Source organism: Radiobacillus kanasensis (assembly GCF_021049245.1).
Classification (GTDB): domain Bacteria; phylum Bacillota; class Bacilli; order Bacillales; family Amphibacillaceae; genus Radiobacillus; species Radiobacillus kanasensis.
This window is the reverse complement of the sequence record NZ_CP088020.1, coordinates 3,101,723-3,121,403: the sequence shown is the minus strand read 5'-3', so window position 1 is coordinate 3,121,403 and position 19,681 is coordinate 3,101,723. Positions and strand designations below refer to the sequence as shown.

Below are 19,681 nucleotides of genomic sequence, written 5' to 3'. Positions count from 1 at the left end.
TATTATAACAAAAGTGAATGAAAATGTTTACTTGGAAAGGACAGATTCTGGATAATTATTTTATATGTCCTAATTGGTATTTTTTCCAAATAAAAACTTCTTATGAATTTGTTTGGTTATTAAATTACCGAGGTGTACGGATTCGGATTTGAAGTCAATTTTTACAACTAACATATAAAGGTGGAGGGATTTTAACGAAGTTTTAAGTGTAAAAAGTAAATTAAAAACGGCTCAGTTCAGGTCTGGGCCGTTTTTTCAATAAGGTAAAAGTAAAGCTCCCTATAATTTAAAATATGAACTTTATTCAGGTATTTAGTTTTCACCAGGGAAAAGTATTGCTAATATAATAGCTTCATTTCCTATTAATTTATAATAAACTCTAAACTTTTTAATAACTACCCTTGAAATGCCTTTGAATTCCCCATTTTCTTCAATATACGACTTTCTTATTATAGAATTTCCTAATAGCTTTTCTGTCTCTAAGATAAACTGAGTAATAAAGTCGAAAGTTTCTTCAGTTGTAAACCTTTCGCTCCTAAATTGAATAAGTTTTTCTTTCACAGCAGGAGACCAAATTACATTCCGTTCCTCCATTACATAAAGTCCTTGTTAGAAAGAGATTTCAATAATTCTTTGGTTGACATACCCAGTCCTTCTTCATATTGTTCCTGACTTTCCTTTAACATACGTTTTAGTTCAGGATTATTTTCAGCTTCAAACTTTATGGTTTGCTCATCTTCTTCTTGAAGAACTAATGTGAATTTTCCTTTTCCAGGAATAGTAAACTGAACGACAGAATTGTCACTATCCATATTTGAAATGTATTTCATAAGTTCTTCCGATGATTGAATTTTCGCCAAAGTAATCACCACCATTAAGTTCTTTTTTTTATAATACCATACTACAGTGAAAATATTATGGCTTTGAATTTATGGAACTATTTCACTCCTGGAGAGCTTCTAATAATAAATCAACAATATGAACCGCCCGAACCGAATCACTTAAGCCTTCCTTTTCAATCCCTAGCTTCATTTGTAACAAACAGCCAGGATTAGCGGTCACAATTGTTTTTGCTTTCGTTGCCTTTGTTTGCTCCATTTTATAATCCAGTATTTTCATCGACATTTCGGATTCTACGATGTTATAAATGCCAGCAGAACCACAGCAACGGTCTGCATCCTTCATCTCTACATAGGTTGCTCCTTCTATGGAGGAAAGCAGCTTTCGGGGTTCTAAAAAAGTCCGTTGTACATTACGTAAATGACAGGAGTCCTGATACGTGACTACTTGATCTTCGACTTTTAAGGCATTTTTATGAAAATCCAACTCTACTAGAATACTAGAAATGTCTTTGATTTTTGCAGAAAATGCCTCCGCACGTTCTTTCCATTCAGGTTCCTCTTTTAACAGATGCCCGTAGTCCACGAGAAAAGCTCCGCAACCACCGGCATTGGTAATAATGTAGTCCACTTTTGCTTCCTCAAAAGCACGGATGTTTTGCTTCGCTAATTCTTTTCCTTTATTCTTTTCTCCACTATGCCCGTGCAATGCACCACAACAATTCTGTGATTGTGGTATGACAATCTCGCATCCAGCTAACTGTAACAACTTCATTGTTGCATCATTCGTTGGCAAAAACATCGTGTCCATGAGGCATCCAGAAAAGAAAGCCACCTTTTTCTTCGGGGTAGTTTTGGCTGGTAAATGATGCGGTCGATCTTTCATCTTTTTTCTAGTCGGAGCATCTGGTAAAACTTTTTCCATTAGCTGCATGGATTCTGGGAAAAGTTTCATAACACCGGATTTTCGTGTTACCGATTGAAGACCAGATCGTTGATAAAAGCCTAATAAACCGGTCGTATGGATTAGACGATCCTGGTATGGAAAAAGTCCGAAAAAAACGGATTTTCTTAAAGCCTTCACTGGCAAAGAAGTTTTTTTATTTTGATAAATAATATCTCTTGCTTGCTCTAAAAGGTGACCATAATTGACTCCAGAAGGGCAGACAGGCTCACAAGCTCTACAACCTAAGCACATGTCTAGGGATCTTTTTACATCCTCGTCAGGTTCAATCTCCCCATCTACCAGGGCCTTCATTAAAGCGATTCTCCCTCTTGGGGAATGGGCTTCGTCTTTTCCAGATTCGATATAGGTGGGACAGCTCGGAAGACAAAACCCACATCGCATACAATTTAGAAGCTCATCATAGTCCATTTTTTCTTTAAATTCTTGTTGGATGACTTGCATGTCCTTGGTTTTCATCCCTGACTCACCACAATTCGTTTTCGTTCTGATTTTGCAAAAATTTTACCAGGGTTCATGATATTATTCGGGTCAAAAGCTCTCTTAATTTGTTCCATGGCTGCAATGCCTTCTTCTCCTAGTTTTAGATGTAGATAGGGAGACTTCATGGCACCAACCCCGTGCTCTCCGGTGATCGTTCCGCCTAAAGCAACGGCCTTTTCGAAGATTTCTTGTAATGCTTTTTCCACTCGTTCCATTTCTTCTTTATTACGTACATCAGTCATACAAGTAGGATGGAGGTTGCCATCCCCAGCATGGCCAAATGTACAAATGTCAATTTGGTATTTGTTAGCGATTTCATTAATGGCCTGAACCATTTCGGCAATTTTGGATCTCGGCACGGTGGCGTCTTCTAGAATCGTGGTCGGTCGTAATCGCGCGAGTGCGGATAAGGCCGCTCGCCGTGCGGTTCGAAGGGCATCTGCTTCCACCTCAGTCTCGGCTACTTGAACATCGGTTGCCTGATTGTCTTTACAGATTGCTTCGATTTTTTCCATATCTCGCTCGACTGTTTGGCTATCGCCGTCTTGTTCAATCAATAAAACCGCTTTAACGTCTGTTGGAAGACCAATTCGTGAAAAGTCCTCGACTACTTTTAAGGTAGGCTGATCTAAAAATTCCAGTGTGGTCGGAATGATACGATTGGCAATAATAGCGGAAACGGTTCTGGCTGCAGCATTCATATCTTGATAGAGTGCTAGCATTGTTTTCTTCGATTCAGGCATCGGGATTAGTTTTAAGATTGCTTCGGTAACAATGCCTAACGTTCCTTCCGAGCCAACAAATAAACGCGTCAGATCATAACCAGCAACGTCTTTGGCAAGCTTACCACCTGTTCGAATGATGTCCCCGTTTGGAAGGACGATTTCAAGCCCTAACACATAGTCGCGTGTCACTCCGTATTTTAAGCCTCTTAATCCACCCGAGTTTTCGTTAATGTTCCCGCCGATTTGGGATATTTTCATCGAACTCGGATCTGGTGGATAAAATAGCCCTTTTGTTTCGACAACTTGTGTTAACTCCAAGGTATTCACCCCTGGTTGTGTAGTAATCGTTAGGTTTTCTTCATCAATTTCTATTATTTGATCGAGATGTTTAAAGAGAAGAACAACCCCACCTTCTAATGGAGTAGTTCCTGCGCTTAAGTTTGTACCGGATCCACGAGGAACGATAGGGATATGGTGTTCGTTGCATAATTTTACGATCTCTGATACTTCCTTCGTATTTCTTGGGGATAGGATGATATCTGGCATACTTTGAAATTGCGGAGTTGCATCAAAGGAGTAGACTAGCTTACTAGCTTGTGAGTCTGCTACATTTTTTGCACCAACAATATCTATGAAGCTTTGTTTCACGTGCTGAGGGATCATGGAAATTCCTCCTTTTCCATTAGAATGATTGCTTCGCTCCAGCTTCTGTGCGAAAGATGTTGCACCTATCATACCTTAATTAGAATGCTTTTTAAACAATTTATGAAATAATATTACAAAAATGTGTTGTAAAATGAAATATTGTTTAATATACTGTAGTAAATATTTCGAACACCCTTGTGAAAAAAAGAAATGATGTAAAGGAAGAATGACATGAGCTATCAACTCCTTTTTATAAAAGAATTACTAGATTCCTTTAAACCGACGCAAAGAAAAGCAGCAGAGTTTATTTTGAATCATCCGAGCGAGGTTACTAACATGTCTATTCAAAAACTCGCGGATCGAACAAATGTAAGTGAAGCAACGATTATTCGGCTTAGTAAAGAGTTAGGCTGTGATGGCTTTCAAGATTTAAAGCTAAAAATAGCATCCGACTTAGCAAAGTCTAATCATGACAATCGCTTGTATGGAGATATTCCAGAGGACGATTCCATACAGTCGTTAATCCAAACGGTTTCCATGAGCAATATTCAATCGATTGAAGAAACGGTTGCTGTCTTATCGGAAACGGAGTTAGAAAAGGCAATTGCTTTTTTGGCAGAAGCTAGAGTCATAGCCGTTTACGGGATTGGGGCATCTGGTGTGATCGCACAAGATTTTAAACAAAAGATTTCTAGAATTAACCGTTGGTGTGAACTAGCACTAGATCGAGATTCTCAGATTACGGTCTCGGCAAACTTAAATGAAGCAGACGTTGTCTTAGGGATTTCTTATAGTGGTCAAACAACAGATATTATCGATTCTTTAACGGTTGCGAAAGCGAATGGAGCAACGATCATTACTTTAACGAAATCGGGGAAAAATTCGGTGTCCGACCTAGCAGATATTAAGCTGCATACGCGTTCCCTTGAAAGGGATGTGCGAAGTGGAGCGACGGGATCTCGAATGGCCCAACTGAATGTGGTCGACATGTTGTTTTTAGGGGTTATTAAATCGGATCAGGATCGTAATATCGCAGCTTTAGAAAAAACACGTAAAGCGGTGGGAGTGACGAAGAAACGTGTTTGATACGTATTTAAAAGAACAAGTGGACCAGAGGGAAATTCCGGGTGCTGTTTTAATGATTACGCAAGGAAAGGAAGAAAAGTATCACCAAGCTTTCGGGCATTTTCGTAATAAGGATGCTCAAAGACAGATGATTCACCATGATACGTTATTTGACATCGCATCCTTGACGAAGGTTGTTGCGACAACTCCAGCTCTATTATTGCTTTTAGCGAAAAAAAAGCTAAGCTTAAAGGATCCTGTTCAAGCTTATATCCCGGAGTTTCGTTTTAAAGATGTGACCTTGGGAAATTTGATCACGCATTCGTCGGGATTACCTGCCGACCTAATTTATATGGATCGACAGGTCGAACGAAACGTGCTAAAAGATATTCTTTCTACGAATCTTATCTACGAACCTAATAATCAAGTAGTCTATAGCGATTTAGGGATGATTCTGTTGGGGAAAGTAATCGAGACCGTGACGAATCAGCCTTTACATACCTTTGTTCAACAACATCTCTTCAACCCGTGGGGACTCTTTCAAACAAAGTATTTGTTAACAGAGGATGAGAAGAAAGAAGCGGCAGCAACCGAAAAGTATCGAGGAACCTTTATTCAAGGGGAGGTACATGATGAGAAAGCATATCAGCTTGGGCAAGTAAGTGGGAGTGCAGGGTTATTTGCTACAGCATCCGATCTTGCTCAGTTCGCCCATTACATGCTTTTTCCGGAGACGCAAGATATTCTTCCTACACAGATTATTGAAAACGCTTTAATACCGAGAGGTGGGAATCGTGGATTAGGCTTTCAAGTCTATCACGATGCTCAAGATCCACTAGCGTGTGGTGAAAAATGGCCACTAGGCACCTTTGGACATACTGGCTTTACGGGAACAAGCCTTTGGGTTGACCCAAGTAAAGAATTAGTCGTTGTGTTTCTTACCAACGCCGTTCATTTCGGTAGAAACACTAAGCTAAAAGAAATTAGATCTACTTTACATTCGTTGATTTACTCCTTTTATTGAAGGGAGCTAAACATATAAAAAATTTTAGGAGGTCAATACGTTGAAAAGTCTTAATAAGTTTTGGTTAGCTGGTTTGTTTGCTTTGTTTGCTCTATTCTTGGCTGCTTGCTCTTCTGATGCAGGCTCGGAAGAAGGAGAAGGTTCTGAAGGAGAAAGTGCAGAAGAGTCAGAAGGCGTCACCCTAACAATTGGAAGCTGGCGTACCGAGGATACAGAAAGATATCAAGCTTTAATCGATGCTTTTAATGAAAAGTATCCAGATATCAACGTAGAATTTAAACCATCTAAGAATACAGAATACAACACGATTCTGAATACAGCACTTAAAGCGGGAGAAGGTCCTGATATTATCCACCTACGACCATATGCTCCTGGTATCCAATTAGCCGATCAAGGTTACTTAGCACCATTAGATGACATTAATGGATTAGATGTTTTCCCTGAGTCTTCTCTTGCTGCGGCAAAGGGTTCAGATGGAAAACAGTATGGGGTACCTTTGAACATCAGTACGACGCAAATGTTCTATAATAAAGCGATTTTTGAAGAGCTTGGTTTGGAAGAGCCGAAAACTTGGGATGAATTTATCGCGTTAAATGAAACACTTAAAAGTGAAGGCTATACACCCATTTCTTTAGGAACGAAAGAAGGCTGGTTGTTGTCACTAGCTCACGGTATTTTTGGACCGGCTCATTATGGAGCAAATGACTTTGTCGAAAAAATTGCAGCTGGGGAAACAGACTTCACGAGTGAAGAATTTTTAAGCTCTATTAAAGCGATGGATGAATTGAAAAAATACTTCCCAGAAAATTATGAAGGGCTAGGAATGGAAGACATTCGCACGCTATTCTTCACAGAAACAGCAGCCATGTTCCCAATGGGAAGCTGGGAGATAGAAGTGTTGAGAGAAATGAATCCAGATTTAGAATTAGGATTCTTTCCAATGCCATCTGCAGTCGGCAAAGACGCAACAGTTACAACATGGGTTGATGGATCTTATGGGGTAAATGCGAAATCGGAACACGTAGAAGAAGCAAAAAAATTCGTAGAGTTCATGACGACAAAAGAGTTCGGAAATCTGTTCACAGAGAAATTCAAAATGATCAGTGCGATTCCTGGTACAGAATCTGATGATGAACTAGTCAACAATTTAGGAAAAGCGGTAGAAAGCAATCCAACACCATACATGATGCTTGTCCATTTCTCTGGAGGAAATCCAACAACAAAAGTAACGTTGGAAACAGAGCTTCAAGGTATGTATTTGGGAGAACAAACACCAGAAGGGGTTACGGAAGCACTACAGGAAAATGCTGCAACTTGGTTTGAACCCTTTCAATAATAAGTAAGGTGGGCGGTACACAATGGAGTTAGAAATAAACAAAAAACTGAACCGCAAAAAACAGAAAAGGAACTGGAAAAGATGGGCCATCCATCTTTTCCCGGTTCCTGCCATAATAGTGTATGGCCTATTCATCGTCTATCCTCTTTTAGCTGCCCTTTCTTATAGTTTTTTTGATTGGAATGGGATGATAAGAGGAGACTTTGTAGGCTTTAAGAACTTCGTCAATTTATTTACTTTAGAGCCTTTTAGTGGCTTCTTTTGGAACTCCTTTGGACATAACATTATTTATTTTGTGGTCCAGCTTGTTTTCCAAAATGCGATTGCTTTTTTCTTAGCTTACTTAATTTATAAGAAGTTAAAGTTTGGAGAATTTTTCAAAATTGCTTTGTTTCTACCAAGACTGTTATCTGTCATTGTAGTCGGGTTCTTGTGGAAGCTTATCTTAAACCCGAACTTTGGTGCACTTAATGTGTTGCTTGGAAAATTCGGGCTGGAAAATCTACAAAAAGCTTGGCTTGGGGATCCGGATACGGCTTTAATCACAATTATTCTAGTAAACTGCTGGTTTGGGATTGGGTTTATGCTTCTAATTTTCCTAGCAGGCTTTCAAGCTATCCCAAAAGAGCTGTTGGAAGCAGCAACATTAGATGGTGCAAAAGAGTTCAAAATGATGAAAACGATTATGCTACCTCTTATGATTCCGTCCATCATGATCACAACAGTCTTAACGTTTATTCAATCCTTTGAAGCGTTTGAATTAGTCTATGCGATGCAAGGCTCGCAAGGAGAACCTTATCACTCCACAGATACGTTAGCGGTTTACTTTTACCGATTAGCGTTTGGTGGATCTACAGGGGACTCCACAGCGATTGGACTTGGGTCTGCACTTGCAGTAGTATTATTCATTTTTATATCGACGTTTACAGCATTGTTGCTTAAATTTATGCAGAAAAAAGAAGTAGAGATGTAGGAGGGAATATCAATGAAGGATACGATTTGGACAAAGCCGTTTTATTATGTCATTGCCTTTGTGTTTGCCTCCATCAGTCTTTACCCAATCATTTTAATGATTTTGTCATCCTTTAAACCGAGTAGAGAAATATTTATGAATCCACTATCTCTACCAAAATCTTTCAGTCTGGAAACCTATCAGACATTGTTAGATCAAATTCCATTCATGACCTATTTTTATAATAGTGCCATCGTAAGTGTCACATCCGTGTTACTAATTTTAGTCACTACTTCTTTGGCAGCTTTCTATATTGCTAGGTACACGTTTTGGTGGAATAATTATCTTTTTTTCTTTTTCCTGATGGGGATGATGATTCCAATTAAATTGGGGATTGTTCCACTATTTGTCATCATGAAGAACTTAGACTTACTAAATTCTTTATGGTCATTAATCTTTATGTACACGGCACAAGGTATTCCGTTATCGATTCTCATTCTGACCGGATTCTTCCGGACGATGCAACGTGAGTTAGAAGAGGCGGCTCGTATGGATGGGGCAAGCGACTTACGCATTCTTTGGAATGTCGTACTTCCATTAATGAGACCAGCAATTGGAACGGTAGCGATCATTAACTTTATTCAATCCTGGAATGACTTTTTCTTCCCGCTTATCTTTATTACCGATGAGTTGAAGAAGACGATTCCAGTCGGTATGCTTTCCTTATTCGGAGAACATTCAGCAGACTGGGGCGCGTTATTTGCAGGGCTAACCTTGTCGTCTTTGCCAATGATCGTCCTATTCTTTATTGCTTCGAAACAATTCATGGAGGGATTGACAGCAGGTGCCGTTAAGTAAGCAATTATTCATTGGGATTGATGGTGGTGGAACAAAAACGCAATGCGTGGTTGGAAACCAATATGGGGACATTTTGGCAATGGTAGAGGTTGGATCCACGAATATTAAATCGAACCGGCCCGCTTACATTGAGTCACAAATTCACCTTTTATTAAGAAACTTGTTTGAACAAACTCAGGTGAAAATGGAGCATATAAAAGAAATCTTTGTAAGTACAGCTGGAGGGGATCGCCAAGAGGATTTCTTAAGGTGGAAACAATGGATTCGATCTTTCCATGAAGAATTGTCCTCCTCCATCATTGTAAAAAATGATGCCGTAAGTGCTTTGAAAAGTGGAACATCATCCGCTTCTGGAACTGTTCTCATTGCTGGAACAGGCTCCATCGCCTATTCGATGTCTGGAGATGCAGAATCTCCCATTCGTGTAGGTGGGTGGGGATATCTGTTCGGGGATGAAGGAAGTGGATTTGAGATAGGGAAGGAAGCACTTCGCACCGTCATGAAGGCATATGATGGGCGGGGGAGCAACAGTGCTTTAACAGAGGTTATTCTGCAATACTTGGACCTTCAAGATCCTAGTGAACTCGTAACGGCTATCTATGAAAGCTCTAACCCTAGACAGTCGATTGCATCCTTGGCCAGACCCGTTCTGGAGCTGGCTGCCAATGGGGATCAAAAAGCAGAAGGTTTAGTCCATCACGCGATAGGAAATTTGCTAGAGTTGCTGAATGGTGTTGTACGCCGCAAACCAGATTCATTGAACGATCCACTAGTGTTAACAGGTGGGTTGTTCCAATCTTTATATTTTAAACAACAGTTTGTAAGGACAGTTGAAAAGAATAACCTTCACAAGGAGCTTATTTTCCCAGCTTTTCCGCCAGTTATTGGTGCTTATCTATACATTTTAGAGAAGAACGGACACCTCAATCAAAGAGAACATGTAAGCCATTCATGGCAAAATTATATCGGCAAAGAAGCTACCAATGGAGGCTGACGGTATGACGGATACAAATTTATCAAATGTGACAGAGATGAAAAATGAACAATCGGAAAATCTTCATGCGTTTTCGACAAAACAAATTATTGAGTTGATGAATAGTGAAGATCGTACAGTAATAGATCGTGTGCAAAAGGCAATACCTCAAATTGAAGTAGCTATTGACCAAGTAGTGGCTTGTTTGAAAAATGGAGGCAGAGTCTATTACTTTGGTGCTGGAACAAGTGGAAGATTAGGGGTGTTAGATGCTTCGGAATGTCCACCAACATTTGGAGTGCCTAGTACATTAATCAATGGAATTATCGCAGGAGGCGATCACGCGCTACGTTATGCCGTTGAAAATGCGGAAGACGATATAGAAGCTGGGAGGAACAAGGCAAAAGAAGTCCTGACCAACCGAGATTTAGTCGTCGGAATTGCTTCGAGTGGCCGAACGCCTTATGTAATAGGTGCATTGGAGTACGCAAATGAACAGAATATCCCTACAGTAGGACTTAGCTGTAACTTGAATTCTGTCCTTTCCACCGTTGCCAAGTATCCAATCGAAGTGCCAGTCGGTCCGGAGATTGTCACGGGGTCAACGAGACTGAAAGCTGGAACGGCACAGAAAATGGTATTGAATATGATCTCTACTACATCAATGATTAAGTTGGGGAAGGTCTATCAGAACTATATGGTGAATCTTCAAGCAACGAACGCGAAGCTTAGAAGGCGATCGATCTCGATTATTACGGAAATCACCGGCGTAGGAGAGGAAGTGGCAAAAGAATTCTCCCATCGAGCGGAAGGAGATACAAGAATTGCGATCCTCATGATCATGTTTGGGATTGAAATAGAAAAAGCAAAAGAGACATTAAAGGCATATGGAGATCATTTCCCTCATGCAATGGCCGCTTTGACAGAAGAAAATAATGCAACAGAAAGGACGCATCGTTCGTGATGCGTCCTTTCTCTTATCTGTATAAGAGATATTCTTTTCTAAGATCCTTAAAGTCCTTTAAGTCAGCTTCCCATTGCTTCTGAATTTCTTCTACTGATTTGCCTTCCTCAATAGCATCTCGAATCCAGCCATTTCCTACTAATAAATCGAAGAAGGAAACACCAGCACTATTTTCAGCGCGGAATTCGAAATCATCTGGATACATGTCGTGGATCGTCTTTACTAGATGTAGTCCTGTAAGAACAGGAGAGAAGTCATCGCGATCTTTTACGTAAATTTCAACTCCGTTGGATAGATCTCCGCTATGCTTCGAGAAAGATGGAGTGAAGGATGCTGCTCTAAAGTCGACACCAGGTAGATTTTTATCATTCAATGCTTTCGCGAGCTCTGTACTATTTATAAATGGTGCCCCGATCAACTGGAATGGTTTTGTTGTTCCACGTCCTTCTGATACATTTGTTCCTTCAATAAGAGCAGCACCAGGGTACACTAACGCTGTATCTAATGTTGGCATGTTTGGAGATGGTAGTACAAATTCTAATGGAGTTTCATCATAGTAGTCATCTCGGTCCCAGCCGTTCATTTCTACAACGGTTAAATCTGCCCCAATTCCATATTCGTTGTTAAATAATTTTGCTAGTTCTCCAACCGTCATACCGTGACGGAGTGGGATAGGATATTTACCGACGAAAGAGGAGTATTCAGGATCTAACACAGGCCCATCTACATCTTCCCCATTAATCGGGTTCGGACGATCTAAGACAACGAAAGGAATGTTATTTTCTTTCGCTGCTTCCATTGCATAGGCCATCGTATAAATATACGTATAGAATCTTGTCCCAACGTCTTGAATATCAAATAGGAGCACATCAATGTTTTCGAGCATTTCTGGCGTAGGCTTTCTTGTTTGTCCATAAAGGCTATAAACAGGTACCCCTGTTTGTTCATCGATGTAATACTCTACGTATTCCCCTGCCTGAGCGCTTCCTCTTACCCCGTGCTCTGGACCATACAGGGCTGTTAATTCTACATCTGGATCATTATGCAAAAGATCAACGATACTGTTTAGGTCCCGATCCACACCAGTAGGGTTTGTAATGAGACCAACTCGTTTGCCTTCAATTAAATCCTTTTGTTCATCCAGTAGAACCTCGACCCCAAGCTTAAACTTATGAGGGTTATGTTTGCCTTTCTCTTTTCCGTATTGATTTCCTTCTGCCAGAACAACCGAAAGCGAGGAAAGCGCTAAGCAAACGGCTAAAAAACCAACAATCCACTTCTTCATCTCATTACCCCTTTCGAATTTGGAAGCACCCAGGAAGGGTGCTTCCTCTTAGTAATTTAGACCATGCCCAAACTCATAAAGAACGCCACTATCATAGCTAGGAATCGTTACAGGCAATTGACCAGTAGGATTTAATTGACCTGTAATCACTTTTGCAGTAGCTTCAAAGCTAGATTGATTAAAGCCATACTGGGCTAAATAAGCATCGATAGTCGGGTAAGCCATGATGTCGTATGGATTTCTTATACCAACCCCAATTACAGGTGCATCCTCAGAAACTTCTATTAATTGGTTCACAAGTTGCATTTGTTGACTACTTGGAGAGCGGCCAGAGACGTTATACGTGTAAGTACCAACCACGACTGCAGACGCATTTTCTATACGTTCAAGCTGATCTGCACTTAACGGCTCAGACGAACGTATCAGTGTCGTGTTCTCATGTAGTGCTTTCATCTCTGTATAAAGCTTATCAATCTGAGAATTTCCAACAACGACCACATTATCCTCTGAAGAAGCGGATAGAGGTAAGGCATTGTCCTCATTTTTTACTAATGTTATCGACTTTTCGGATGCAGCTTGTTCCACTTGTTTATGCGCTTCTGATCCAACTACTTCTTTTGCGTTGGCAATCTTGTCTGCTAAAGATGTGGTCACATCAGATTTGATGATACCTCGCTCGATTTTCAACGTTAAAATTCTTTCCACGGAATCATCAATATTTTCCATCGAAATATCTCCGTTGTTCACGGCATCCACAAGGCCACCAGCAACCTCTTCTAATCCGACCGGCATAAGAAGGATATCAGCCCCTGCTTGAACGGCTCTTACCGCAGCATCGACCGGCCCGAAGTGGTCTTCAATGGCATCCATATTCAAGGCGTCCGTAATGATGACTCCTTCAAAGCCCATGTCCTTACGCATTAGATCTGTTAATACTTTTTTGGATAGGGTAGCAGGTAAGGCGATTTCTGTTCCATCTTTTTTGGAGATCACTTTCGTGTTGTCGATTTTAGGGAACGTAACGTGTGCTGTCATTACAGCATCTATGCCCGCTTTCATCGCTTGCTGGAATGGATATAACTCCACTTCCTTTAAACGCTCTAGATCATGTGGAACTTCTGGTAGACCTAAGTGGGAGTCGACAGCTGTATCTCCATGACCAGGGAAATGCTTGGCAGTTGCAGCGACTCCAGCGCTTTGTAAGCCTTCTGTATAAGCAATACCTAAGTCCGCTACAAGCTCAGGAGATTCTCCAAATGACCGAACCCCGATGACCGGATTGTCTGGGTTATTGTTCACATCTAAGACAGGAGCAAGGTTCATATTAATACCGAGGGATTGAAGCTCCTCCCCGATAGCTTGTCCTACTTGATTAGATAAGTCTTCTGATCTTGTTGCACCTAATGCCATGTTACCTGGCATATCTGTGCCTGATTGGAGGCGAGTAACGATCCCGCCTTCTTGGTCGATTGTAAGAAGTAAACCATACTTTTCAGCCGTTTCTTCATAAGCAGAAACGAGCTCAGCGGTTTGTTCTGTTGTGACAACATTTTCTCTAAATAAAATAACACCACCGAGATGGTATTCTTTGACGAGTGCTTCAATCTCTGGCAGCATTTCCGTTACGTTTTCCCCTTCCCAATTGCGGAAGCTAGGCATAAGCATTTGCCCGATTTTTTCTTTTAACGTCATGCCATCGACTGCATGGGACACGATGTCGTATTGGCTTCCTTTAGATTTGACTAACTTAGCCGTAAAATCGGGTTTCCCTCTTTTCTTTTTGGAACGATCAGGCTTAAAATCAACGGCGATGCGATCAGAGAAGGAACCGTAAGATACCTTAATAAACGTTCTGCCTGGTTTACCAGAAATCGTTACTTCTCCATCTTGATCCACAGATGCGACATTTTTGTTTGTAGACTTCCAGGACAAATCCTTCGTCACTAACTCAAAATGTCCATCTTCAAATATTTTTAATGCATCTAATGCAATCGTATTATCGGTAATCTCGCTGTCCACTTCAGGAACATTTTGCAGAAGGATAATATCCACTACATCGTTTGTTTCTTCAGCTTGAACAGGTTGGATGGGTGAGAACAATTGTGTAAAAAGCAACAGTATAGAAAAAACGGATAAGGTTGTAATTTTCGTTGTCTTTTTCTTCATACATTTCCACCTTTCTGATTGGTATCGCTTTCATAATTGTCTATACATTTTCTTGGATGGAATCTTTACCCTCCCTTCCTTTATCATGTCCAGAAGACAAAAAGCCTTCCAATTAAATAGTAATTGAGTTATTATATAGTTGTCTATACCACTTTAGAACTGATTGTACGACAAAATTTTTACGGTACAGGAAGGAAATAATACCTAGAAAACATTGAGCTAGAAAGACTATTTGACTATGAAAAAAGGATGGATTACGTATGAAAATAGAGGTCATCGCAGACTCCTTAGAGGATGCGTTCATTGCGGAGAAAGCAGGAGCAGATCGGATTGAATTAGTCGCTGGAATGTTAGAAGGAGGGCTTACGCCAAGTTATGGGATCATTCAACAAGTGTGCCAAGCTTTAACCATACCGGTCCAAGTCATGATTCGACCACATAGTAGAGGGTTCGTGTATTCCTCTAAGGATTTGCAAGTCATGATCAAAGATATCGAGCAGTGCAAAAAACTAGGGGCAACAGGCGTAGTGATTGGGGTTTTAAACGAATCAGGTAAGATTGATGAAGGTGCCCTTCAGGAATTATTACATGCGTCCGTTGGATTAGATGTCACGTTTCACCGAGCTTTGGATGAATCGAGAGACCTATTTGAAGCAATGGAGGTGCTTCAACAGTATCCACAAATTCGTCGAGTCCTAACCTCTGGAGGGAAAGACACAGCAATAAAAGCGGTAAACGAGTTTCGTACTATGCAAAAACAAGTAGGACATAAAGGACCAACTTTAATGGCTGGCGCTGGGTTGTCCTTAGACAATATTTCGGAATTTTTAGCAGCCTTTCCAGCCAAAGAAATCCATTTTGGAAAAGCGGTACGCCACGACTCATCCTATGAGAAACCAATCGATACAGAAAGAATAAAAAAATTAAAGAGCCTCGTGAAATCTTCATAATTTTACTAAACATAACATGACAGTTTTATAGTATAATAGTCGAATGTTAGTATTTTGTGAAAAAAGAGGTGTAGGATATTGACAGAATCTAGTGAAACGAAGAAAAAGTCAAAGCGCTGGTTGAAAATTACAATTGGAATGGTAGTCGTACTTCTTTTGACAACAGGAGGATACGCTTACTCTATATATCATGATGCAAAGCAAACCGTTAGTAAGGAGATCCATCAACAGGTGGATACCATTGATACAGAAATAACAAAGGAAAAAATAAAGGAACAAGAAAGACTGAATATTCTTCTTTTAGGCGTGGATGAGCGTGATAGCGATAGTGGTCGTTCTGACGCGCTTATGGTGATGTCTCTTGATCCGAAAACAGACAGTATGCAACTAGTCAGTATTCCACGTGATACAAGAACAGAGATTGTTGGTCGTGGCACAGAGGATAAGATTAACCACGCTTATGCATTTGGTGGTGTGGACATGTCTATTGATACGGTAGAAAATTTCCTAGACATTGAGCTAGATTACTATGTTCGTATTAATATGGAAGGCTTAACCGATATGGTAGATGCCGTTGGTGGTATTACCGTAAACAATGAGATTGATTGGTATGATGAAGGGTATTACCAAAAGGGCTACCATTTTGAAGAAGGAGAAATCCAATTGGATGGGGCGAAAGCAATCGGATTTGTTCGAATGAGACACTTTGATCCAGAGGGAGACTTCGGACGTACAAAACGTCAAAGACAAGTGATACAAGGCATTATCGAGCAAGGAGCAAGTATTGCTTCAGTTAATAAAATTGATAATATCCTTGATGTGTTAGGGGATAACGTTGTGACGAATATGGACTTTGCAGATATGCAAGATTTATTCGCCAACTACCGTGACACTCGTCAAAACTTTACGAGTTATATGGTACAAGGGGAAGGCACAAGCATTGACGGCACATACTATCTTGTTGTTTCCGATGATGAAATTGCAAAAGTGCATTCCATGTTAGAAAAATCGACTTCATAATAAGGAAGAGAGGGCCTATGCTCGCTCTTTTTTTTGGTTTTTTTGACAAAAACCGGGTGGTGACTGTCACTGCCGGTTTTGTGAAATATTTTACAAAAAGGTATAGGAATTTTTCTTGGAATCGATTATGATAGTAGGGAAAATCAGTAACCGCTTTCGAAAGCGATATCAAGTTATCAAAGGGAGGTGAAACCTTGCAAAGAATACCGACGATAATCGATTGTGACCCAGGCATTGATGACATCATGGCTTTATTATTTGCTTTTGCTAGTGAAGAACTGAGCATACTTTTGATTACAACGAGTGCTGGTAATCAAACACAAGATAAGACAGTTTCTAATGCCTTAAATTTCTTGGATTACATAGGCAAAGATGTGGAAGTCGCGAGAGGATTGGATCAACCGTTCTACAAGGAGCTTCAAATAGCGGACCATGTTCATGGAGAAAGTGGAATCGGAGATGTAACATTTCCGACGTCTAAGCGTGTGGAAAGCAAGCGGTTTGCGATAGAAGCAATGGTTGATGTGCTGAGCAAAGCCGCCGAGCCTATCACGATCATTGCAACTGGGCCACTAACGAATATTGGCGCACTTTTATTATCTTATCCTCATTTGAAATCGAAGATCAAACAAATCTCCATCATGGGAGGAGCGGCTAAGGGAGGGAATGTTACCCCTACCGCAGAGTTTAATCTTTTCGTAGATCCAGACGCAGCAGACATTGTCTTTCGTTCTGGCATCCCTGTTGTGATGAGTGGATTGGATGTCACTCACAAAGCTTATTTGAGTCAAGATGATGTCAGTTCCATAGAAGCGTTGCAAACCGATCTATCCGAAAAAATAGTTTCGATGATCCGCTTTTACCAAGATGGAGGGGAGAAAACGCCTTTCCACGAGGAAAACTTTAACGATGTCATCCGACTTCACGACTTATGTGCTGTTGCCTATGTTGTTGATCCTACTTTATTTCAAGGGGAAGAGTATTTTGTAACCGTGGAACGACATGGAACCCACACAAATGGGGCAACCGTTGTCGACTATGACCGAAGAAGCGGTCAAACACCTAATGTAAAAGTACTGTATGAGGTAGATCGTGAAAGATTAGTTTCATTATTTTTAAGAGCAGTAACCATTTGTTCTTAAGGGGGAAAAGAAAGTGAAAAGAAGGTTCAAAGATGATTTTAATGTAATGGCAATGCTACTAATTTCGGTTGGAGTAGCCATTAACTTAGTTGGTTTTCAAATTGCGAGCGTGCTTCGATTACCTATCTTTTTAGATACAATTGGAACGATTCTAATCGGCGTTATTGCGGGCCCTTGGGTCGCTGTTTTAGCTGGGCTTGTAACGAATTTAATTAACGGTATATTTAACCCGATTTACTTCCCATATGCGATTGTATCTGTTGCCATTGGTTTTGGTACTGGTCTTCTATCAAAGAAAGGGATGTTCAAAAATATTCCGAAAGCCCTTATCTCTGCTATTATTATTACATTTATCGCTATCATCACTTCCGCACCTATTACGGTTTTAGTGTTTGGAGGCGCAACTGGTAATACTTCTGCCTTGATCACGGCTACTTTCCTTGCTGCAGGTCAAGAAATTTGGGGAGCTGTATTCTCATCTACTTTCATTTCGGAGGTTGCAGACAAAATCGTATCTGTATTGATTGTGTATTATATCGTTCAGTTAATGTCCGATCGTTATCTGTCTAAACTAAATTATGGTCACTTATACATGAAGAGAAACAAGTAAGTTACATCCTAACGGTGACTCTTTTCTACACAAAACTTTGTGAAAAGAGTCACTTTCTCAAAAAGGGGGGCAAAAGCGTGCAAAAGAATTGGATTTTATCATTACATCCGTTAACAAAAGTTTATTTTACTTTGATGATAGCCATTTCGGTCTTTATTGTATCTTCCTATTGGTTTGCTTTCAGTATGTTTCCTGTATGTATTGTAATTGCTGCTTTGGCAGGTGTACATAAAGAGTTTTTGAAAAATGTCTTTCTAGCATTATCTTTCTTACTCGTTGTCGTATTTTTTATGCAAGCTTTCTTTTATCCAGGAAATGAAGTGGTATGGGAGTTTGGTTTTTTAACAATTAAAGCGGAAGGTATCCAGTATGGACTTATGATGACGTCGAGAATTTTAGCCATCGGTTCAGCATTTCTATTATTTTTTAGGATTACTACGATTCGAGACTTTGTAAAATCCCTAGAAGATATTGGACTTCCACCAATGGGAGCATATGTCGTCCTATCCACCCTACAAATTATTCCGGAAATGAAAAAGCATTCTAAAATAATCATGGATGCCCAGAAAACGAGAGGAATCGAAACAGAAGGAAGTGTTTGGGTAAGAGCCAAAGCTTTTATTCCTACCCTTACGCCACTCATTCTGTCTTCGATTGCAAGTACAGAGGAACGGGCTATTACGTTGGAGGCAAGAGCCTTTATGAAAAAAACGAAAAAAACAAACCTTCATAAGCTAACCAAAGGGCCAATAGATAGAGTACTGCCAATCGTGTTTATTTTGATCATCATAGGCTTGATAATAGGGAGGGTGTTAAGTTGACGAACGTTTTTGAGCTTCAAAACGTTTCCTATCGATATCCAACAAGTCATGATTTCCTTTTAAAGGATATTTCCTTAAAAATAGAGAAAGGAAAGTTATACGGAATTATTGGCAACAATGGTTCTGGAAAAACAACGATATGTCATCTATTGAGAGGCTTTGTACCGCATTTTTATAAAGGTGATGTGGAGGGACAGATCCTGTTAGAAGGAGCATCTATGCTCGACATGGAGTTAGGTGATGTTGCCGGTAAAATTGGCTATATCTTTCAAAACCCTTTTATTCAAATATCTGGTGTGAAGGAAACCGTCTTTGATGAAATAGCTTTCGGCTTAGAGAATCTTGGTATTCCGGAAGAAGTGATCATCGAATCCGTAAATAAGATTTTGAAGCAGGTGGACATTGAGCATCTTCGGGACAAAAACCCCTTTGAGTTATCAGGCGGTCAACGTCAACGAGTTGCTTTAGCCTCTATCGTAGTCATGGATCCGGATATCCTTATTATCGATGAACCGACTTCCCAATTGGATCCACAAGGTACAGAGGAAATTTTTAAAATGATTGGAACACTGAAAGAGCTTGGAAAAACGATTGTGCTTGTGGAGCATAAGATGGATTTGATGATGGAATATGCAGATTATCTATTTGTCTTGGAAGATGGGAAAGTGGTCATGGAAGGGGAAACGGCAGACGTTTTTTCTAATCCTGATTATCTTTCATTCCATATTGCAGTTCCCTCGATTGCTTCTATGTATTTTGACTTGAAGGAGAAGGGGCTTTCTTTTTCAACATTCCCTCTAAATAAGCGTGAGTTGTTGGAAGAGCTTGAGTCCATTGTTACGAGGAAGGAGGGATGAGC

19 protein-coding genes are annotated in these 19,681 nt (G+C 40.2%); 13 read left to right on the top strand and 6 right to left on the bottom strand.

The window, feature by feature from the left end:
• Positions 1-312: 312 nt before the first annotated feature.
• The 4 genes from KO561_RS16185 to glcD all read right to left on the bottom strand — a co-directional run bounded on the left by KO561_RS16185 (position 313) and on the right by glcD (position 3,674).
• A complete protein-coding gene (locus KO561_RS16185; protein WP_231094303.1) occupies positions 313-594 on the bottom strand; it encodes a hypothetical protein in 282 nt (93 codons plus the stop codon).
• The gene (locus tag KO561_RS16180) at positions 594-869 is read right to left on the bottom strand and encodes a hypothetical protein (protein WP_331000866.1); all 276 of its coding nucleotides are present in this window, start codon (positions 867-869) and stop codon (positions 594-596) included. The genes KO561_RS16185 and KO561_RS16180 overlap by 1 nt, the downstream gene beginning before the upstream one ends.
• Positions 870-942: 73 nt before the next feature.
• A complete protein-coding gene (locus KO561_RS16175; protein WP_231094301.1) occupies positions 943-2,262 on the bottom strand; it encodes a (Fe-S)-binding protein in 1,320 nt (439 codons plus the stop codon).
• Positions 2,259-3,674, bottom strand: coding sequence for a glycolate oxidase subunit GlcD (gene glcD, locus KO561_RS16170; protein ID WP_231094300.1), 1,416 nt, complete (start codon positions 3,672-3,674; stop codon positions 2,259-2,261). The genes KO561_RS16175 and glcD overlap by 4 nt, the downstream gene beginning before the upstream one ends.
• 213 nt (positions 3,675-3,887) lie before the next feature.
• Here glcD and KO561_RS16165 point away from each other — a divergent pair, with 213 nt between their 5' ends.
• The 7 genes from KO561_RS16165 to murQ are packed head-to-tail and all read left to right on the top strand — an operon-like array spanning position 3,888 to position 10,828.
• Positions 3,888-4,742, top strand: a complete 855-nt coding sequence (locus KO561_RS16165) for a MurR/RpiR family transcriptional regulator (protein WP_231094299.1) — start codon at positions 3,888-3,890, stop codon at positions 4,740-4,742.
• Positions 4,735-5,745: a serine hydrolase domain-containing protein gene (locus KO561_RS16160; RefSeq protein WP_231094298.1), complete on the top strand. Its 1,011-nt coding sequence runs from the start codon at positions 4,735-4,737 to the stop codon at positions 5,743-5,745. The genes KO561_RS16165 and KO561_RS16160 overlap by 8 nt, the downstream gene beginning before the upstream one ends.
• Positions 5,746-5,785: 40 nt before the next feature.
• The gene (locus tag KO561_RS16155) at positions 5,786-7,081 is read left to right on the top strand and encodes an ABC transporter substrate-binding protein (RefSeq protein WP_231094297.1); all 1,296 of its coding nucleotides are present in this window, start codon (positions 5,786-5,788) and stop codon (positions 7,079-7,081) included.
• 22 nt (positions 7,082-7,103) lie between these two features.
• Positions 7,104-8,054, top strand: coding sequence for a carbohydrate ABC transporter permease (locus KO561_RS16150; protein WP_231094296.1), 951 nt, complete (start codon positions 7,104-7,106; stop codon positions 8,052-8,054).
• A gap of 12 nt (positions 8,055-8,066) precedes the next feature.
• Positions 8,067-8,891, top strand: coding sequence for a carbohydrate ABC transporter permease (locus tag KO561_RS16145; RefSeq protein WP_231094295.1), 825 nt, complete (start codon positions 8,067-8,069; stop codon positions 8,889-8,891).
• A complete protein-coding gene (locus tag KO561_RS16140; RefSeq protein ID WP_231094294.1) occupies positions 8,878-9,885 on the top strand; it encodes an N-acetylglucosamine kinase in 1,008 nt (335 codons plus the stop codon). The genes KO561_RS16145 and KO561_RS16140 overlap by 14 nt, the downstream gene beginning before the upstream one ends.
• A 4-nt stretch (positions 9,886-9,889) precedes the next feature.
• A complete protein-coding gene (murQ, locus tag KO561_RS16135) occupies positions 9,890-10,828 on the top strand; it encodes an N-acetylmuramic acid 6-phosphate etherase (RefSeq protein ID WP_231094293.1) in 939 nt (312 codons plus the stop codon).
• A 13-nt stretch (positions 10,829-10,841) separates the two neighbouring features.
• Here murQ and KO561_RS16130 read toward each other — a convergent pair whose 3' ends face one another.
• Together KO561_RS16130 and KO561_RS16125 are read right to left on the bottom strand one after the other, a co-directional pair.
• Positions 10,842-12,113, bottom strand: coding sequence for an exo-beta-N-acetylmuramidase NamZ family protein (locus KO561_RS16130; protein ID WP_231094292.1), 1,272 nt, complete (start codon positions 12,111-12,113; stop codon positions 10,842-10,844).
• Between the two features lie 48 nt (positions 12,114-12,161).
• Positions 12,162-14,279 (bottom strand): glycoside hydrolase family 3 protein, encoded by a 2,118-nt coding sequence (locus KO561_RS16125; protein WP_231094291.1) that lies wholly within the window; start codon positions 14,277-14,279, stop codon positions 12,162-12,164.
• A gap of 260 nt (positions 14,280-14,539) precedes the next feature.
• Between KO561_RS16125 and KO561_RS16120 the strand changes: the two genes are divergently transcribed.
• From KO561_RS16120 to KO561_RS16095, 6 genes are all read left to right on the top strand, one after another.
• On the top strand, positions 14,540-15,229 hold the full coding sequence (locus KO561_RS16120; RefSeq protein WP_231094290.1) for a copper homeostasis protein CutC: 690 nt from the start codon (positions 14,540-14,542) through the stop codon (positions 15,227-15,229).
• Positions 15,230-15,304: 75 nt separating this feature from the next.
• Entirely contained in the window at positions 15,305-16,249 is a 945-nt protein-coding gene (locus KO561_RS16115) for an LCP family glycopolymer transferase (RefSeq protein ID WP_408004878.1), read from the top strand.
• Between the two features lie 194 nt (positions 16,250-16,443).
• Positions 16,444-17,391, top strand: a complete 948-nt coding sequence (locus tag KO561_RS16110; RefSeq protein WP_231094288.1) for a nucleoside hydrolase — start codon at positions 16,444-16,446, stop codon at positions 17,389-17,391.
• 13 nt (positions 17,392-17,404) lie between these two features.
• Positions 17,405-18,001 carry an ECF transporter S component gene (locus tag KO561_RS16105; RefSeq protein ID WP_231094287.1) on the top strand — a complete coding sequence of 199 codons (597 nt, stop codon included), beginning with the start codon at positions 17,405-17,407 and terminating at the stop codon, positions 17,999-18,001.
• A 77-nt stretch (positions 18,002-18,078) separates the two neighbouring features.
• Positions 18,079-18,822 carry an energy-coupling factor transporter transmembrane component T family protein gene (locus KO561_RS16100; RefSeq protein WP_231094286.1) on the top strand — a complete coding sequence of 248 codons (744 nt, stop codon included), beginning with the start codon at positions 18,079-18,081 and terminating at the stop codon, positions 18,820-18,822.
• Positions 18,819-19,679 (top strand): energy-coupling factor ABC transporter ATP-binding protein, encoded by an 861-nt coding sequence (locus KO561_RS16095; protein WP_231094285.1) that lies wholly within the window; start codon positions 18,819-18,821, stop codon positions 19,677-19,679. The genes KO561_RS16100 and KO561_RS16095 overlap by 4 nt, the downstream gene beginning before the upstream one ends.
• Positions 19,680-19,681: the final 2 nt, after the last annotated feature.